Genomic DNA, 15,524 nt, shown 5'->3' on the forward strand with positions numbered 1-15,524 from the left:
GCCGCTCCCGCGCGACGCGGCCCTTGTCAGCTCCCCGGTCGGGACTCCGCCCCGAGCAGGTGCTCGCGCGCAAATTGCAGCCCCAGGCGTACGCCGCGCCCAAGGGCAGCCTCGTCGCGGCCGCCGTCGACGGCCCTGGCGAAGGCTTCCGAGGGCGACGCGTCCTGAGGCGGCGTCAAGAGCCCGGCAAGCAGGCCCGCGGCAAAGGCATCGCCGGCCCCGGTGGGGTTGCGGATGTCGCCTGCCGCCAAGCGCGCGTGCGCGATGCGCGCGCGACGAGTGCCCCTGAGCCAGATGTCCGCGCCGTCGGGGCACTTGACGACAACCGGGCCGCGGGCGAGGTCGGCGATCCCCGCGAACTCCCGCTCGTTGACCAGGACATAGTCCGCGACCCCGACCAGGGCGGCCACATCGGCCGACGGTCGGGCGCACCACTCGTCGCCGGGATCGAGGCAGATCACCGCCGCCGGGGAGCGTCGGCGTACCTCGCGCAGCACGCGGTGCAGTTCGGCGGGTGTCGTGTCGTCCAGGAAGGACGTCACGTGCACGAAGCGCGACCGCGCGAGCCGGCCCACGATCGCGTCGAAACTGTCGCGCAGGTGGGCCGCCATGCGCAGGTTCGCGCCCGGGTGCACATGGAGTCGGCGCGCGTCGCCGTCCTCGATCGCGAGGCAAACCCCGGCCTGTCCGGGGACCGCTGCGATACCGGCGGTGTCCACACCGAGCGCCCGGAGTTCGTGGCTGTGCGACCGTGCCCCGAACGGCGGCGCGCCCGCGACGCCGGTGAACCCGAGCGCGAGGTCGGGCCGCGTGTGGGCCAGGCGTACGAGCGCGTTGTAGGCCGAGCCGCCGAGCCGCACGCTGCGCGGGAGGCTTTCCACGGACCGCAGCAGGCGGGCCATGCCGGCCGCGTCGACGGACTCCTCCGAGTCTCGTGCGGTGGGGTCGTCGGGCGTCGGCGCAATTCCGCCGACGGCGGCGTCCACCACGACATCGACGTTGAGAGCGCCCACTGCCGTCACGTCCAAGCGCACGGAACATCCTCCAGGTGGTCGGTCCAATGAAACGGGACGCAGCGGGTGGCAGGCGGCTGAGAAACATCGGGGATGCCGGGGTGGATGGCAGGTATGCACAAGATGTTTTGATTTAGGACAGCGAAACCTGGACGGCTGACGGAAATAGTCTCATGCTGGGCCTGTGTCCAATCAACCGCTTCACAGATCCATCGACGCTCTCGACCGCCGGATCATCGGCGCGCTCCAGGTCGACGGACGCGCGTCGTGGCGGCGGATCGCCGCCGCGCTGGACGAGCCCGAGCGCACGGTCGCCCGGCACGGCGCCCGGCTGCTGGACCAACGCGTCGTCGTGGTCACGGGGTTGGGGGTACGCGGCGGAGCGGTGCTGGTGCGCGGCCAGTGCCTCCAGGCCGCGGCCCGGGTCGCGGCGGGCGCTCTTGCCCGGCACCCCGACACGACGTTCGCGTACATGCTCACGGGTACGGCCGACTGCCTCGCCGAGGTGATGTGCCCGACCGGCCGCCTCGCGACCCTGACCCTTGACGAACTCCCCGGCATCCCGGGCCTGGTGCAGAGCACGACCCTGCCGGTCCTGCGCTACTTCCGTACCGTGCACGACTGGCAGCCGGGGATCCTGACGGACGCGGAGGCCGACGCGGTCCGCGAGTACCCGATGATGACCCCGCTGCCGACGGATGACCGAGTGGCCGGACTGGCGCGCGAGGAACGCACGATGCTGCGGGCGCTGGCGTCCGACGGGCGGCGTACGCACGAGGAGATCGCCCGCATCGCGGGGGTGTCCGAACCGACCGCGCGCCGTCGGGTGGACTGGATGCGGCGTACCGGAGCCCTGCACATCCGTGCGGTGGTCGACCCTGGGGTGCTGGGCCTGCCGGTGCAGGCGATCCTGTGGGTCAAGGCCAGCCCGACGAAGGTCGAGGCGGTCGGCGAGGCGCTGCTCTCGTCGCCGCTCGTCCGGTACGTCGCGGCGGTGATGGGCGAGCACCAGATAGTGGCCGACGTGACGGTGCCGGACCGGACCGCGCTGTACGAGTTCGTCACGCGGTCCCCGTGGGTGCGGCACACCGAGTCGATCGAGACGTCGATGGTGATCCGGACGCTCAAGCGCAGCGGCGTGCTCAGTGAGGCCCTGCCCGAAGAGTAGGACTGCCCGATCTCGCCATCACCCTGGCGACTTTCGTCAAATCCTCGGCACCCGTTGTCCGAAGACACCGGTGCGGGCATTGTGGGCGCGGCGCCCAGCGGCGCTTGTCCACCGCTCCACGGGCCGCACCTGTTTCCGGCCCCGCACCCCCGGAGACTCGTGTGCGCCCCGTTGCCGATCCGCCCGACCGCTCGTCCGACAACCCCGGCGACCACGCCGGGGCGATCGAGATCGACGGACGCTCGCTGAGCCGTGCCGACCTCGACGCCGCGGCGGCAGCACTCGCGGAACGCATCGCGGGCGCACCGGCCGTCGCGGTACGGGCGACCGCGTCCCTGGAGACGGTGGTCGCGGTGCTCGCGGGGCTGGTCGGCGGCGTACCGGTCGTGCCGCTGCCGCCGGACGCGGGACCGCGCGAGCGCGACCACATCCTCGGCGACTCCGGCGCCACGCTGCTGCTCGACCCCGACCCCGACCCGGAGCACGGCGCGGCGCGGTGGGACGGCGTCGCGGCGGAGATCGTACGGATCGACGTCGACGCGCGCTCCTCCGCGAGGTTCGCGGTGCCGCCCGCGGATGCCATCGCCCTCATTCTCTACACGAGCGGAACCACCGGCGCCCCCAAGGGAGTCCTCGTCCCGCACACGGCCATCGCGGCGGACGTCGACGCACTCGCGGACGCGTGGGCGTGGACGTCCGAGGACGTACTCGTGCACGGGCTGCCGCTGTTCCACGTGCACGGTCTCGTCCTCGGCGTGCTCGGTGCGCTGCGTACCGGTTCGCGGCTCGTCCACACCGGGCGGCCGACTCCCACCCGGTACGCGCAAGCCGCCGCCGAGGCCGGGGGGACCCTGTTCTTCGGGGTCCCCACCGTCTGGGGGCGCATCGTCGAAGACCCGGATTCCGCACGGGCGTTGGCCGGGGCACGCCTCCTCGTGTCCGGCAGCGCACCGCTCCCGGTTCCGGTGTTCGAACGGCTCGCCGAACTGACCGGGCACCGTCCGGTCGAGCGGTACGGGATGACAGAGACGCTGATCACGGTCAGCACCCGCGCGGACGGCGAGCGGGTCCCGGGGACGGTAGGGGTCCCGGTCGCGGGCGTTGCGACCCGGCTGGTCGACGACCACGGTCGGCCCGTCCCCCACGACGGCACGAGCGTCGGTGAACTCCAGGTCAGCGGCCGGACGTTGAGCGACGGCTACCTGAACCGGCCGGACGCCGACTCCGCGTCGTTCACGGCGGACGGCTGGTTCCGCACCGGCGACGTCGCGACGATCACCCCGGACGGCACCCACCGCATCGTCGGCCGGGCATCCACCGACCTCATCAAGAGCGGCGGCTACCGCATCGGTGCGGGCGAGGTGGAAGGCGCCTTGCTGGCCCACCCGGGCGTACGCGAGGCGGCGGTGATCGGGGCCCCACACGCGGACCTCGGCCAGGAGGTCGTGGCGTACGTGGTCGCGGACGCGGGCGTCGAGGCAGCGGAGCTCACCGACTTCGTGGCCGGCACCCTGTCGGTACACAAACGCCCGCGCCGCGTCGTGCTCATGACCGAACTGCCGCGCAACGCGATGGGGAAGGTCCAGAAGACGCTGCTGGGGTGACGGGGGACGTCAGCGGCAGGGGCGTCCGACTCCACACCGGCCCGATGGAGCCGGACGCCCCGACACCGTCAACCGCGAGCGGTGACCCTGACGAATTCCGCCCAGTCGCCCGGCCCGACGAGAAGTTGAGCGCCCTTGGGCTGCTTGGAATCTCTTACATGAATGGCCTGGTCGGTGACTGCGATCTCCACACAGTCGTCGCCTTGACTGCCACTGTGGCTGGACTTGAACCAGGCGAGCCCGGACGTGCTCATAGGTCTCCTCGCAGTCGCTCCAGCAAGCCCGCGAGTCGATGGGGTTCAGGGCCTGCGAGCGCAGTGTGGCATAGCGCTCGCAGAGGAGGCTCACCTCATTCGGGTCAGAAATGAGTCGACCATTTTGTTGCCCCTCCGAGTAGGCAAGTCGTCGCCCCTCTCGGGTTTCCAGCAGTCGCACCGGGCCATCCAGACAGGCGTGCAGCCCGGCCTCCAGCGACACGATTTGCAGCGTGATGTTCCGTCGTCCGGTCAGCGCCAGCACATGATCAAGGAGGCTCCGCCGCGCCTCGGTATCACCGAAGGCGCGGCGAAAGACCGCCTCCTCGACGATGAAACTGAAGGGCACGCTGGGCCTTTCGTACAGCAGCCGCTGCCGCTCCGCCCGAGCCTTCAGCTGGGCATCCAACTGAGCGTCCGTGAGCAAGGGAATGGTTCCCTCGAACACCGCTCTCGCGTAGTCATCCGTCTGCAACAACCCCGGAACCAGCCTGCATTCGTAGGTGCACAGGCTCACCGCGCGGCGTTCCAGGTCGGCCCAGCGGCGGAACCAGGCGGCGAGTCCCGGCTTGCCCCGGGTGATGTGCTTGGCCGACTTCCGCAGCGCTCCGGTGTTGCCGGTCGCCACCTCCGCCCGCTCGACGAACGCCTCGTCCGGCATCCGGCGGCCCAGTTCCACCGACTCGACCGTGTGCTTGGAGTACCGCACGGCCTCCCCGAACTCCACGCGGCTGAGCCCCGCATGCTCGCGCAGCGCCTGGACTACCGCGCCGAACGTGCGCAAGCCGTCCGACGGATCGGGCTCCCGTCCCCATTCCCTGTTCTCGTCGTCCGGCTCGATTTGGATGGTCATGGCGATTCCTCCCCTGCACGCCCCCGCGTGATCGCCCCCTCGCGCCAACCCGTCAAGCCTGCCCAACCAACGTGCCGACCGTCCACCGAATGTGCCCGTACGCTGACTCAGCGTACGCAGCGCGCTGTCTGTCTTGTCTGGCCCGATCACCGCGACCTTGAGCCCTGAGCACTTCCACCCACCGCGTTTCGGCCACCGCCGATGGAAGCCGGGCGGAGCGGCTATCCACGGAACGTAGCCGGGCGTCCACTGAGCGCGTCGCCAAGTTAGGTTGTTCGGCGGCTTGTTCGAGCGGACGGGATGGGACTGTCGATGTCGGATACCTCGGTTCTCGAGACACCGCATGCGGATGTGCTCCGCGAGATCGAACGTCTGGGCGGCGTTGTCGACCGGCAGTTCGCGCCGGACGACCGCAACGTCGACACGCCGGTGGGACCGCGCCGCATCCCTTCGGCGGTCCAGGCGGTCCTGTCGGTCGCATGGCCGGAGCACCACGTCCTACTGACCGACGAGGACGATTACGAGGTGACGTTTCCCCGACTCGTCGACGGGGACCCCATCGCGGACGACCGCGCGTTCTTCGTCATCGCCTACAACGAGTCGACGCAGTACTACTGGGTCATCGACTTGGACGACGAACGCCCGGACGACCCATGGGTGCACGTCATCGACCACGACCTGCACGGCGGCGACGAGAGGTTCCGGCACGCCGAGCGCCTGTCGCGGCGGCTCGCCGATCTCGTCGCCGCCTGATCGGAGGTCAGCCGGCTTCGGTGACGCGGATCAGCGCCGTCATGCGGTCGGCGAAGCCGTCCGCCGGGCCGAACCAGATCGCGAGGTGGTCGGCCCCCGCCGCGTCCCACTCGCGTACCTCGGCGGCGACGTCCTCGACGGAGCGGGTGGCGTCGGGCCACTCGGCTCGGGCGCCCAGTTCGAGCGGACGCTCCGCCTCCGCTCGCAACGCGGCCGCCCGTTCGGCGAAGGCCGCGGGCTTGTCCGGCGGGCTCTGCCACACGTCCGCCGACCGGACCGCGCGGCGGAGCGCGGCCGGCGAGGTACCGCCGACCATGATCTTCAGACCCGGTCCAGGGCGTGGCGCGAACACCCCGGTCCCGAACCCGAAGCGCTCTCCCTCGAAAGGCCCTTGGCCCTGCTCGAACAGGTGCCTGAGCAACCGCAGGGACTCGTCCGTACGCCCCGCCCGGTCCGCGAACTCAGCTCCCACGGCGGCGGATTCGTCGCGGTCCCAGCCGAGCCCGACGCCGAGCGTGAACCGGCCGCCGGACAGGCGGTCCAACGTGGCGACCTGCTTGGCGACGACGAACGGGTTGCGCAGCGCCAGCAGCAGGACGGAAGTGCCGAGCCGGATGCGGCTGGTCGCGGCGGCGATGTACGAGAGCGTCACCAACGGCTCGAAGACGCCCCCGTACGCACCGCCGTACTCGGCAGGCGGGAGCAGATGGTCCGGCAGCCAGACGCCGCCGTACCCCGACTCCTCGGCCAGCACGGCCAGTTCGGTCAGCAGCGACGGGTCGAGGTCGGCGGATTCGTTCGGCAGGACGACGTGCAGTTCCACAGGCTGTCCTTCGAGGTGGTCGTTCGGCGGTCGCGAAATCGTCCGAGGCTCGACAGCTCGACAGCTGATCGGCTCGCCGGTTCGCCGACTCATCGCGAGCCGGCCTCGGCGGCGAGGGTGGCGAGATCTTTGTTGCCGTCCGCCCACGTCGCGGTCATGACGACGCCGGTGATGCGCCAGCCGTCGCCGGAACGCGCCAGGTCGAAGCGGTAGTCGCCGCCCAGGGTCCACAGCGGCGCACCGAACGGGTTCGCCAGCCGGTGGGTTGCCTGGAAGGCTGCTGTGCACACCGCCGAGTCGCCCGTCACGTCCACCATGTGATTGGTGATCAGGTGCTGGGTAGCGTCGAACCCGCCGAGCGCCTGGGACCAGCCGGCCACGATGTCCTCGGCCGCCAGCTCGACGGCCTCACCGCCGTTGAGAGGCCGGCGTACCTCGCCCCGCAGAGTTCGCGGCCCGGCTCGCCCTGGTCATGGAAGGCGTGTACGCCTCGGTGCAGGCCACCGGAACCGACGCCCCGGCCCACGATGCGCGGGCGCTCGTCGACGACCTGTTCACGCTGGCAGGCGCCTGAGGAACACCGGGGCACGCAGTCACGCCGCCGCCCGCTCCCCTGACGCCACGTCAGGGGCAGATCATCAGGGCCTGCCGCGCCCGGAAGCCGTTGCCGTGCGGGTTGTCGGGCCCCATCGCGCGGTCACCGCGTCGATCTCCTTGGCCGCGTTGGCCGCACCCGATGCCGAACTGGTGTCCGAACTGGTGGCGTGCGCCGCGGAGTTGGGGCTCGTTGCCGGCCTGACCGGCGGCGGCGGACACGGCCCCGGCCCGGTATGGCCAATATGCGGCCACCGGTTCCGCCGAGAGACTTCCCCGCGATTACCCGACCTATTTCGACAAACTACCGCATAGCAGACCAGCCGTGGCAATCAAGCCTCGTGCGCGCATCGTCGGAGGGGTACGTTTCCCGCGTGAGCTCATCGATACCCCCAGGTTGGTACGACGACCCGGCAGGCCCCGGGAACGAGCGCTGGTGGGACGGCGCGCAGTGGACCGAGTCCACGCGCCCCGCGTCCGACCCGGGCGCGCTCCCGGCCGCCCCGGAGCCGTCGCCCGCCCCCGTGGCGCCGCCGCCCGTCCCGCCCGGCCCGGCCCCCGGCATGGCCCAGGCACCGACGATGTCCGCCGGCGCACCGCAGGGCGGTCCGTACAGCCCGTACGGCGGCGGTCCCGCCCCCGGTCCGGCCGGGCCCGGCGGCATGGGAGGCCACGGGTACCCGCCCGGCCCGCACCAGATGGGCGCGCCCGGCGGCAATCCCGGCAACCGCAACCGCACGATCCTGATCAGCGTCGTCGCGCTGCTCGTGGTGGGCGGTCTCGTCGCGGCGCTCGTGCTCCTGCTCGGCGGCGACGACGACAAGAAGGACCCGATCGCCGACCCGACGAACACCACGGCCACCTCGCAGCAGACGGACAAGCCGCAGCCGCCGCCGGGTCCCGCCACGGACGGCACGCTGAGCGACACGGCCACGGGCATCACCGTGCCGAAGATGAAGGGCTGGGAGGAGCTTTCCGACGCGGGCTCCGAGGCGCACCAGTACAAGGACGAGATCCCGTGCACCGGGGACACCTCGTCGCCGGACCCGGGCGACACGACCGGCTGCTACCTCGGTGAGATCGACGTGGGCTCGTTCCGCGGCACGGACTTCGACGAGCTCACCACCCGCCTGACGGGACAGGTCAAGGACAGCGACGACTACACGACCACCAAGACGATCACGGACGAGCGCGCCACGATCGACGGCAAGGACGCGCACGTACTGGTCGTCGAGGTCGAGGAGAAAGAAGCGGACGCGAGCGGCAACCTGCGGACCGCGACGCTGCAGTTCATCTTCATCGACAACCCGTACGACGACGACGGCAAGCTGATGTACCCGGTCGTGTACACGTCCATCGACGGCGACCCGAAGTCACCGCCGATGGAGGTCATCGAAACGGTCCGCAAGGGAGTCAAGATCGGTACGCCGAGGCCGAGCGCGACCGCGAGCTGACCAGGCGTCCGGCCCGGTCGAGCGCCCACCGGCGCCGACCGGGCCGCCGCGTAACCAGGGCCGCCCAACCGGGGCGCCGCACAACCGGTCTGCCGTTCATTCCCTCAGGCGCTCAGGCGCTCAGGCACGCGAACCGCGTCGGCGCTCCTCGCGCTCCGGGCCAGCTCCTCGACCGCGGTCGGTGGCGTCGCCTCGAAGTCGATCAGCTTCGCCCAGGTCGGCCGGGATGCCGTCGTCGTAGGCCAGCTCGGCCCGGCCCCGGATGAGCAGGATGTCGGGCGCGGAAGACCCGTGGCTCGGCTTCGGTCCCACACTTATGGCGTACGCCGCCCACCCGAATGGCGGCCGCCGCCCCGCCGCGCGTGCGCGTCGCCGGTGCACGCCCTGCCGAGTCGCGCCAGGTGGGTGATCCTGGAGGCGGGCTTGTCGGTGATCATGGCGACCTTGAGGACACGAGTGGATGCAATGCCGGCCCCCCGACCGGGGCCCACACGGCGACGGGACCGGTGCCGTGCCCGGTGACGAGGCCGCCGCCGCGCCCGGTGGGGGCTCCCCCGGCGTGTCCGGCACACCCGACACAGCCGGGACATCCGGCGCGTCCGGCGCGTCCGGCGCGTCCGCGTGGTGGCAGACCGCCGCCGCGGACCCGATGTTCACCGAGTGCCCCTTCGGCCTGGCCATCCTCGACCCGGCCGGCCGCGTACTGGCCGCCAACGCCACCCTCGCCGCGATCCACGGCCTGCCCGTCGACGAGCTCCGCGGACGCGCGGCCGCTTCGCTGGACGGCCCCCTCGGCCACCCCGACCTCCTGGCCGCGCTGCTGAACGTGGTCGAGGCCGGTGAGCCGCAGACCGACCGCGTCGTCCGGGGCACGGTACGCGCCACCGACACGTCGTTCATGTGCACATTCGGGATGTGGCCGATGCGCGGCCCTGACGGACTGCTCGGGATCGGCGCGACGGTGACCGACGTCAGCGAGGACCAGGCCGCGCTGACCCGGCTCGAACGAGTGCGCGCCCGCCTGGCCCTGGTCAACGAGGCCGAGCTGCGGATGGGCTTCAGCCAGGACGTGGTCGGCTGCGCCGAGCAGTTGCCGCTGGTCGCGGTGCCCTCGTTCGCGGACGCCGCGGCCGTCGGCCTGTTCGACACCCCGATTCCCCTCAACGTGCTGCCCGAGCACGGCTTCGATCCCCCGCCCGGGACCATGCTGCGGACCGTCGCGGCCGCCCTGCGGCCGGGCCTGCCGGTCCTGCGGCCGAAGGACTACGGGCGGCCGTTCCCGGTGCCCGCGGAGGTACGCGCGGCACTGCGCCGCCAGCGCGCCGAGCTGAGCGGCACCGGCAGCAAGGGCGACCTGGGCGAACCGGCGCTCGGCAACACCGACATCGGGCCGGTGACGCCGGACGCGCCGCCGCTGCGCACGTACCTGGTCGACGCGGGCATGCACTCGCGCATCGTGGCGCCGCTGATCGCGCGCGGGCGGGCCCTGGGGGCGGCGATGTTCTCCCGGGTCGACGGGAGCCCGGCGTTCGAGCCGGACGACGTGCGGACCGCGGAGGAACTCGGCCTGCGGGCCGCGGCGTCCATCGACAACGCGCAGGCGCACGCGCGGCAGCGCCACGCGGTCCGCACGCTCCAGCGCCATCTACTGCCCCGCGCTCTCCCGGCGGTGGCGGGGTTGTCGCTCGCGCACGCGTACCAGCCGGCCCGCTCCGACCGACTGGCCGGCGGGGACTGGTACGACGTGGTTCCGCTCGCGGACGACCGGGTCGCGCTGGTGGTCGGCGACGTGACCGGCCATGGCCTCCAGGCGGCCGCGCTGATGGGCCAACTGCGGGTCGCCGTACGGGCGGTCGCGCGCCTCGGCATCCCGCCCGCCGCGCTCCTGGCGCATGTGGACTCGCTGATGGACGACTTCGCGGTGGACGGCGAACTGGCCAGCTGCGTCTACGCGGTGCTCGACCGGACGCGGCGGACGCTGACGTGGTCGAGGGCCGGGCACCCGCCCCCGCTGCTGCTGGCGCCGGGGCGGCCCGGCCGGATCCTGGACGGTCCGCCGAACGCACTGCTGGGGATCGGCGGCATCCGGTTCGAGCAGACGTCGTGCGAGATGCCATGCGACGGTGCGGTGGTGCTCTACAGCGACGGCCTCGTGGAGCGCCGGGGCCACGACATCGACAGCGGGATCCGGGACCTGGCCGCCACGCTCGACGCCGCCGTGGCCGAGGGCGCGTCCGCGGAGGGGCTGCGCGACGCCGCGCTGCGGGTGCTGCCGTCGGACCCGGAGGACGACGTCGCGGTGCTGGTCGCACGGATGACCGGGTGACCGGATGACCGGATCCGGCCACCGGGGTCACATCGCCATGGGACCGGCCACCAGGCTGAACCAGACCTCTTTGCCGTAGCCCGTCGCGCGCGTGCCCCACTCCTTCGCCACCTGGTTGACGATCGCCAGGCCACGGCCGTCCTCGTCTCCCCCGCCGGCCTCGCGCAGGCCGGGCAGCGACGACGAGCAGTCCGCGACCGCGCCGACCAGCGTGCCCCCGTCCAGGCCCTCCGGCACCACCTGCAACGACACCGCGAGATGGCTGGAATCCGTATGGCGCAGGACGTTGCCGACGAGTTCGGAGACGATCAGCTCGGTGTCGTCGATGAGTTCCGGGCGCTCCCACGCGGCGAGGATCGCGGCGGCGAACCGGCGTACCGTGCGGCCGACCGCGGCATGCGTGCACAGGACCAGTTGGGCGCTCAGCGGCACCGGCGCGGGGCGGATCACGGGCACGACGATAGCCACTGAGCGGCAGGCGATCGCCAGGAAAGCCGCAACATGCCGACAAGCCAGACAAAAGCCTTGACGTAGGTCTACGCCCCGCACGCGCCGAAACCGGGCTGATGCCAGTCTGCTCGAAATGCCCAGTGCGGGTGTCCGACATCGCCGACCCGGTGACGCCCCGTCGGCGCGCGGCGAACTGGAGATCACCGACCTCAACCTGCGGTACGTCCGTGAAGGCCGCGCCCGGCTCGTCGACCTCGGCCCCGGCTCGGTTTGGTTCGACACCGGGACGGACGGCAGCCTGCTGGACGCGGCGCGGTTCGTGCAGTTGCTGGAGAAGCAGCGGGGCGTGCGCGTGAGCTGCCCGGAGGAAGTGGCGTACCGCATGGGCTTCATCGACGCCGCACAACTGCGCGCTCGGGGCGGTGTTGGGCGAGGCGTCCGCGTACGGCCGGTATCTCCTGCGGATCGCGGCCGCGTCGGCACCCGTCGGACGGTGAGCACCGCACAGAGCGTGCCGCCGCGTCGACCGCCCGTCACCCCGGTGCTGTGTGCGGGCCCGGGATGCGACAATCATGGGCCTTCGTCGAGGATGGGAGCACACGGGTGCTGGAGCGGCACGAGATAGAGAGCTTCCTCGCGGTCGCCGATGAACTGCACTTCGGACGGGCCGCCGACCGGCTCCTGGTGTCCCGGGCACGGGTCAGCCAGACCATCCAGAAGCTGGAGCGGCGCGTCGGGGCCCCGCTCTTCGAGCGGACCAGCCGCCGGGTGCAGCTGACCCCGCTGGGCCGCCAGCTCCGCACCGACATCGCCGACCACCACCAGGCCATCAACGACGGCTTCGCGCGGGCGGTGGCCTCGGCCCGCGGCGTGGCCGGCGTGCTGCGGCTCGGCGTGATGGGCTCGTACGGCCAGCTCATGATCGACATCTTCGACACCTTCAGTGCCCGGCACCCGGACTGCGAGGTGCAGATCCGCGAGATCCACTTCAGCGACCCGTTCGGCGCGCTGCGCGGCGGCGAAGTGGACATCGCGGTGCCGTGGCTGCCGGTGAACGAGCCGGACCTCGCGGTCGGGCCGTCGGTGGGCAGCGAGTCGATCATCCTCGCGGTCTCCTCGCGGCATCGCTTCGCCCGGCGCGAGAGCGTGGGCCTGGAAGAACTCGGCGACGAGCGCGTGGTGGGCCTGCCGGTCGGCAACGCGATGCCGGAGTACTGGGTGGAGGCGCACGCGCCGCGCCGCACGCCGTCCGGGCGGCCGATCCCGACCGGGCCGTCGGTGTCGACGTTCCACGAACTGCTGTCGACGGTCGCCACCGGACAGGCGATCTCGTACGCGTCCGGGCACGGCGCGCGCTTCTACCCGACACCGAACGTCGCGTACGTGCCCATCGCCGAGGACCCGCAGGTGACCTGGGCCCTGGTCTGGCGCAAGAGCGACGAGAACCACCGGATCCGGGCCTTCGCGGAGGCGGCCCGCGACGCCGCCGACTCGGTGGACGCCGCGCTGCACCCGGACCGTCCCGCGGCCGGTGCGGGCAACGCCGCCGCGGCCGTGCCCGCATCGGGCTGACGGAGGGCCGCCGGACAGGCGGCCGCGGCGGCGGGCGGGCCGGGCGCCGCGCAGGCCGGGAAATGCCCTCCGGGCAATCGGCAACCCCACCCGCCGACCCGGACACTCCTGGGATGTGATGACGCATCAGGAGCAAGACCTCACGGACCGGGACCTGTGGCGCGGCGTCGCCGCCGGGGACCGCTTGGCGTTCGCGGAGATCTTCGACCGGCACGCGGGTGCCGTCTACGGGCATCTGCTGCGCCGCATGGGCGACCACGGCGAGGCGGAGGACCTGACGTCCGCCGTCTTCCTCGCCGCGTGGCGGCGCCGGGGCGAGGTCCGCCTCGACCGCGAGAGCGTGCTGCCGTGGCTGCTCGGCACCGCCAACCACACGCTCGCCAACCGCCGACGGGCGCTCGGCAGGGGTGGGCCGGTGAACGCCGTCCCGACGGCGCCCTGACTGCCTGTCAATTGCCTTTTGCCGAAAGCCCGTTCGCCCTCGCAGGCGGACGGGCTTCGGTGTGTTGCGGCGCCGCGCGCCGGCCGTGTGACGCAACTCGCGCGCGCTGACGCCGCCCCCGTTCGTCCCCGGCCGTCGGTCCCGGGCCGTCGGTTCCCGGTCAGTCCCCGGTCAGGGCGACGGCCGCCTCCGGCGAGTAGAGCGAGAACGTCAGCGACTCGGTGAGGTACAGGCGTACCGACCCGGCGTCGTGCGACTCGTAGCCGATCGACAGGTCCTGGCCGAGGTGCAGCGTGAAGTCGCCGCCGCGCGTGGACAGCAGTACGGCGCCCTTCAGCGCCGGCGCCCACACGATCTCGCCGCCGGCCAGCACCCGCGCCACATGCTCGCGCACCGGGTAGCCGTGGTTGGAGGTCTCGTTGACCGCGGTGTACGCGTCGGCGCCGAGCAGCAGCGCGTACGGCCCGCCGACGCCCGCGAGGCGGAGCGCCGTGAGGGCGCGGGACACCGCGTCCGGGTAGTCCTCGACACGCGGCGGCAAGGCCACCGAGGGAGTGTCGGCGCCGGTACGGATGCCGGTGATGCCCGCGTCCGCCCAGCCCTCGAACACCGCGCGGTCCTCGGCGATGGCCATCGTGCGGGCGGCGTCCTTGACCGGCTGCCAGTCGGAGTCCGCGGAGCCGCGCAGGACGTCGTCGACCGCCTGGCGGTCCAGCGTGAACGGCACCCGGAGCTCGACGACGTGCCGTGCCTCCCGGCTGAACGCCTGCACACCGTCGCCGGGCGAACCGAGCGGCTTCAGATGCCCCGTGCCGACCGCCGCCAGCCCGGTCCCGGACGGTCCCGCCAGGTCGACGACGCGGCGTCCGGCCAGGTGCAGGGTGAAGGTGCGGCGGGCCTCGTCCTCGATCTCCGCCCATGCGGCGTCGGAGATCGGGGCCAGTTCGCGGTGCAGGTTGTTCATCGGGTCGTGCTCCTTTTCAGGCTGCCGATGCGGAGTGAACCGTCGGACGTCTCGGCTGAGGCGGTGCTCTGGTCGGTGCTCGGTTCGCCGCCCGGCCTGGCGCTCGGTTCGGCGGCCGGCCTGGCGCTCGGGTCTGGGGCCGGGTCGGCGCTCGCGCCGACGTCCGCGCCGGCCTCCCGGCCGTCGGGTGCGGGTGGCGGGTCGTCGAGGAAGTCCTGCGCCGGCACGAAGTACAGCGACCCGGTGACCGCCGTAGAGAAGTCGAGCAGCCGGTCGTGCAGCCCGGGCGGGTCGCCCAGGAACATGTTGTCGAGCATGCGCTCGGTGACCGCCGGGGTGGCGCAGTAGCCGATGAAGTAGGTCCCGAACTCGCCGCGCCCGAGCGTCCCGAACGGCATGTTCAACCGGACGATCTCCAGCTTGTTGCCGTCCTCGTCGTCGATGTCGGTCAGCGCGATGTGCGCGTTCGGCGGCTTCACGTCGTCGGACATCTCGATGTCGGACAGCTTGGCCCGGCCGACCGCGCGCTCCTGCGCCTCGACCGGAAGCGCGTTCCACGACTCCATGTCGTGCAGGTACTTCTGCACGATCACGTAGCTCCCGCCCGCGAAGTCCGGTTCGGCGGTGCGGGTGGCGATGGCCGCGCGATGGGCCGGGGAGCCGGCCGGGTTCTCCGTACCGTCGACGAAGCCGAGCAGGTCGCGGTCGTCGAAGTAGCGGAAGCCGTGCACCTCGTCCTGCACGGTGACCGCGCCCGCGAGCCGGTTCATCAGGTGCGTCGCGAGCTCGAAGCAGAGGTCCATGCGCTGCGCGCGGATGTGGAAGAGGAGGTCGCCCGGGGTGGAGGGGGCGCGGTGCGTGGCGCCCACGCGCTCCTCCAGCGGGTGCAGCTCGGCCGGGCGCGGGCCCGTGAACAGGCGGTCCCACGCGTCGGAGCCGATGCCGGTGATGCAGGTGAGCGCGTCCTGCGGGGCGCGGAAGCCGACCGCGCGCACGAGCCCGGAGATGTCCGGGACGAGGTCGCGGACCTGCTCCTCGCCGCCCTCGTCCACCGTCAGGACCAGGAAGACCGCGGCGTTGGTCAGCGGTGCCAGCACCGCCTGCAGCACCGGCTGCGGCTGCTCCGGCAGCGGCTCCGGCGACGGCTGCGTCATCCGGCGGGCTCCTCTCGCTCAGGGGTCGGACCCGCGCGGGCCGGGAGGCCGTGTGCGGGTCGGACCGGGATCTCGATCCGGACAGGTCCGCATCGGTCCA

16 protein-coding genes and 1 pseudogene are annotated in these 15,524 nt (G+C 72.4%); 8 read left to right on the forward strand and 9 right to left on the reverse strand.

All coding sequences use genetic code 11. The features are described 5' to 3' along the window. Positions 1–26 precede the first annotated feature (26 nt). A complete protein-coding gene (locus ACWD12_RS10645; protein ID WP_450099212.1) occupies positions 27–1,034 on the reverse strand; it encodes a carbohydrate kinase family protein in 1,008 nt (335 codons plus the stop codon). Positions 1,035–1,197: 163 nt separating this feature from the next. On the opposite strand from ACWD12_RS10645, the gene ACWD12_RS10650 reads away from it, so the two are divergent. Both ACWD12_RS10650 and ACWD12_RS10655 read left to right on the forward strand, forming a co-directional pair. Next, positions 1,198–2,181: an Lrp/AsnC family transcriptional regulator gene (locus ACWD12_RS10650; RefSeq protein WP_358349019.1), complete on the forward strand. Its 984-nt coding sequence runs from the start codon at positions 1,198–1,200 to the stop codon at positions 2,179–2,181. A gap of 161 nt (positions 2,182–2,342) precedes the next feature. Next, positions 2,343–3,785 (forward strand): acyl-CoA synthetase, encoded by a 1,443-nt coding sequence (locus ACWD12_RS10655; protein WP_450099213.1) that lies wholly within the window; start codon positions 2,343–2,345, stop codon positions 3,783–3,785. A 68-nt stretch (positions 3,786–3,853) separates the two neighbouring features. Here ACWD12_RS10655 and ACWD12_RS10660 read toward each other — a convergent pair whose 3' ends face one another. Continuing rightward, positions 3,854–4,039, reverse strand: a complete 186-nt coding sequence (locus tag ACWD12_RS10660; protein ID WP_450099214.1) for a DUF397 domain-containing protein — start codon at positions 4,037–4,039, stop codon at positions 3,854–3,856. After that, positions 4,036–4,892: pseudogene (locus ACWD12_RS10665) on the reverse strand (helix-turn-helix domain-containing protein). Before ACWD12_RS10665 ends, ACWD12_RS10660 begins: the two are co-directional and overlap by 4 nt. A 312-nt stretch (positions 4,893–5,204) precedes the next feature. Here ACWD12_RS10665 and ACWD12_RS10670 point away from each other — a divergent pair. Next, the gene (locus tag ACWD12_RS10670; protein ID WP_450099215.1) at positions 5,205–5,645 is read left to right on the forward strand and encodes a hypothetical protein; all 441 of its coding nucleotides are present in this window, start codon (positions 5,205–5,207) and stop codon (positions 5,643–5,645) included. Positions 5,646–5,652: 7 nt separating this feature from the next. On the opposite strand, the gene ACWD12_RS10675 is transcribed toward ACWD12_RS10670, so the two are convergent. Together ACWD12_RS10675 and ACWD12_RS10680 are read right to left on the reverse strand one after the other, a co-directional pair. Further along, the gene (locus ACWD12_RS10675; RefSeq protein ID WP_450099216.1) at positions 5,653–6,468 is read right to left on the reverse strand and encodes a TIGR03619 family F420-dependent LLM class oxidoreductase; all 816 of its coding nucleotides are present in this window, start codon (positions 6,466–6,468) and stop codon (positions 5,653–5,655) included. Positions 6,469–6,557: 89 nt separating this feature from the next. Continuing rightward, positions 6,558–6,848 carry a nuclear transport factor 2 family protein gene (locus ACWD12_RS10680; protein WP_450099217.1) on the reverse strand — a complete coding sequence of 97 codons (291 nt, stop codon included), beginning with the start codon at positions 6,846–6,848 and terminating at the stop codon, positions 6,558–6,560. A gap of 588 nt (positions 6,849–7,436) precedes the next feature. Between ACWD12_RS10680 and ACWD12_RS10685 the strand changes: the two genes are divergently transcribed. Further along, entirely contained in the window at positions 7,437–8,516 is a 1,080-nt protein-coding gene (locus ACWD12_RS10685) for a DUF2510 domain-containing protein (protein ID WP_450099218.1), read from the forward strand. 120 nt (positions 8,517–8,636) lie between these two features. On the opposite strand, the gene ACWD12_RS10690 is transcribed toward ACWD12_RS10685, so the two are convergent. After that, the gene (locus ACWD12_RS10690; RefSeq protein WP_450099219.1) at positions 8,637–8,828 is read right to left on the reverse strand and encodes a hypothetical protein; all 192 of its coding nucleotides are present in this window, start codon (positions 8,826–8,828) and stop codon (positions 8,637–8,639) included. A gap of 199 nt (positions 8,829–9,027) precedes the next feature. Between ACWD12_RS10690 and ACWD12_RS10695 the strand changes: the two genes are divergently transcribed. Further along, positions 9,028–10,842, forward strand: coding sequence for a SpoIIE family protein phosphatase (locus tag ACWD12_RS10695; protein WP_450099220.1), 1,815 nt, complete (start codon positions 9,028–9,030; stop codon positions 10,840–10,842). Positions 10,843–10,869: 27 nt separating this feature from the next. Here ACWD12_RS10695 and ACWD12_RS10700 read toward each other — a convergent pair whose 3' ends face one another. Then, on the reverse strand, positions 10,870–11,292 hold the full coding sequence (locus ACWD12_RS10700) for an ATP-binding protein (RefSeq protein ID WP_450099221.1): 423 nt from the start codon (positions 11,290–11,292) through the stop codon (positions 10,870–10,872). Between the two features lie 133 nt (positions 11,293–11,425). On the opposite strand from ACWD12_RS10700, the gene ACWD12_RS10705 reads away from it, so the two are divergent. The 3 genes from ACWD12_RS10705 (at position 11,426) to ACWD12_RS10715 (ending at position 13,306) form a co-directional block, all read left to right on the forward strand. After that, positions 11,426–11,917 carry a hypothetical protein gene (locus tag ACWD12_RS10705; RefSeq protein WP_450099222.1) on the forward strand — a complete coding sequence of 164 codons (492 nt, stop codon included), beginning with the start codon at positions 11,426–11,428 and terminating at the stop codon, positions 11,915–11,917. Beyond that, on the forward strand, positions 11,896–12,864 hold the full coding sequence (locus ACWD12_RS10710) for a LysR family transcriptional regulator (RefSeq protein ID WP_450099223.1): 969 nt from the start codon (positions 11,896–11,898) through the stop codon (positions 12,862–12,864). Before ACWD12_RS10705 ends, ACWD12_RS10710 begins: the two co-directional genes overlap by 22 nt. A gap of 118 nt (positions 12,865–12,982) precedes the next feature. Next, the gene (locus tag ACWD12_RS10715) at positions 12,983–13,306 is read left to right on the forward strand and encodes an RNA polymerase sigma factor (protein ID WP_450099378.1); all 324 of its coding nucleotides are present in this window, start codon (positions 12,983–12,985) and stop codon (positions 13,304–13,306) included. Positions 13,307–13,466: 160 nt separating this feature from the next. Here ACWD12_RS10715 and ACWD12_RS10720 read toward each other — a convergent pair whose 3' ends face one another. Both ACWD12_RS10720 and ACWD12_RS10725 read right to left on the reverse strand, forming a co-directional pair. Then, positions 13,467–14,270 (reverse strand): family 1 encapsulin nanocompartment shell protein, encoded by an 804-nt coding sequence (locus ACWD12_RS10720; protein ID WP_358349058.1) that lies wholly within the window; start codon positions 14,268–14,270, stop codon positions 13,467–13,469. After that, on the reverse strand, positions 14,267–15,424 hold the full coding sequence (locus ACWD12_RS10725) for a Dyp-type peroxidase (RefSeq protein WP_450099224.1): 1,158 nt from the start codon (positions 15,422–15,424) through the stop codon (positions 14,267–14,269). Before ACWD12_RS10725 ends, ACWD12_RS10720 begins: the two co-directional genes overlap by 4 nt. Positions 15,425–15,524 lie beyond the last annotated feature (100 nt).

The organism is Streptodolium elevatio, assembly GCF_053592165.1.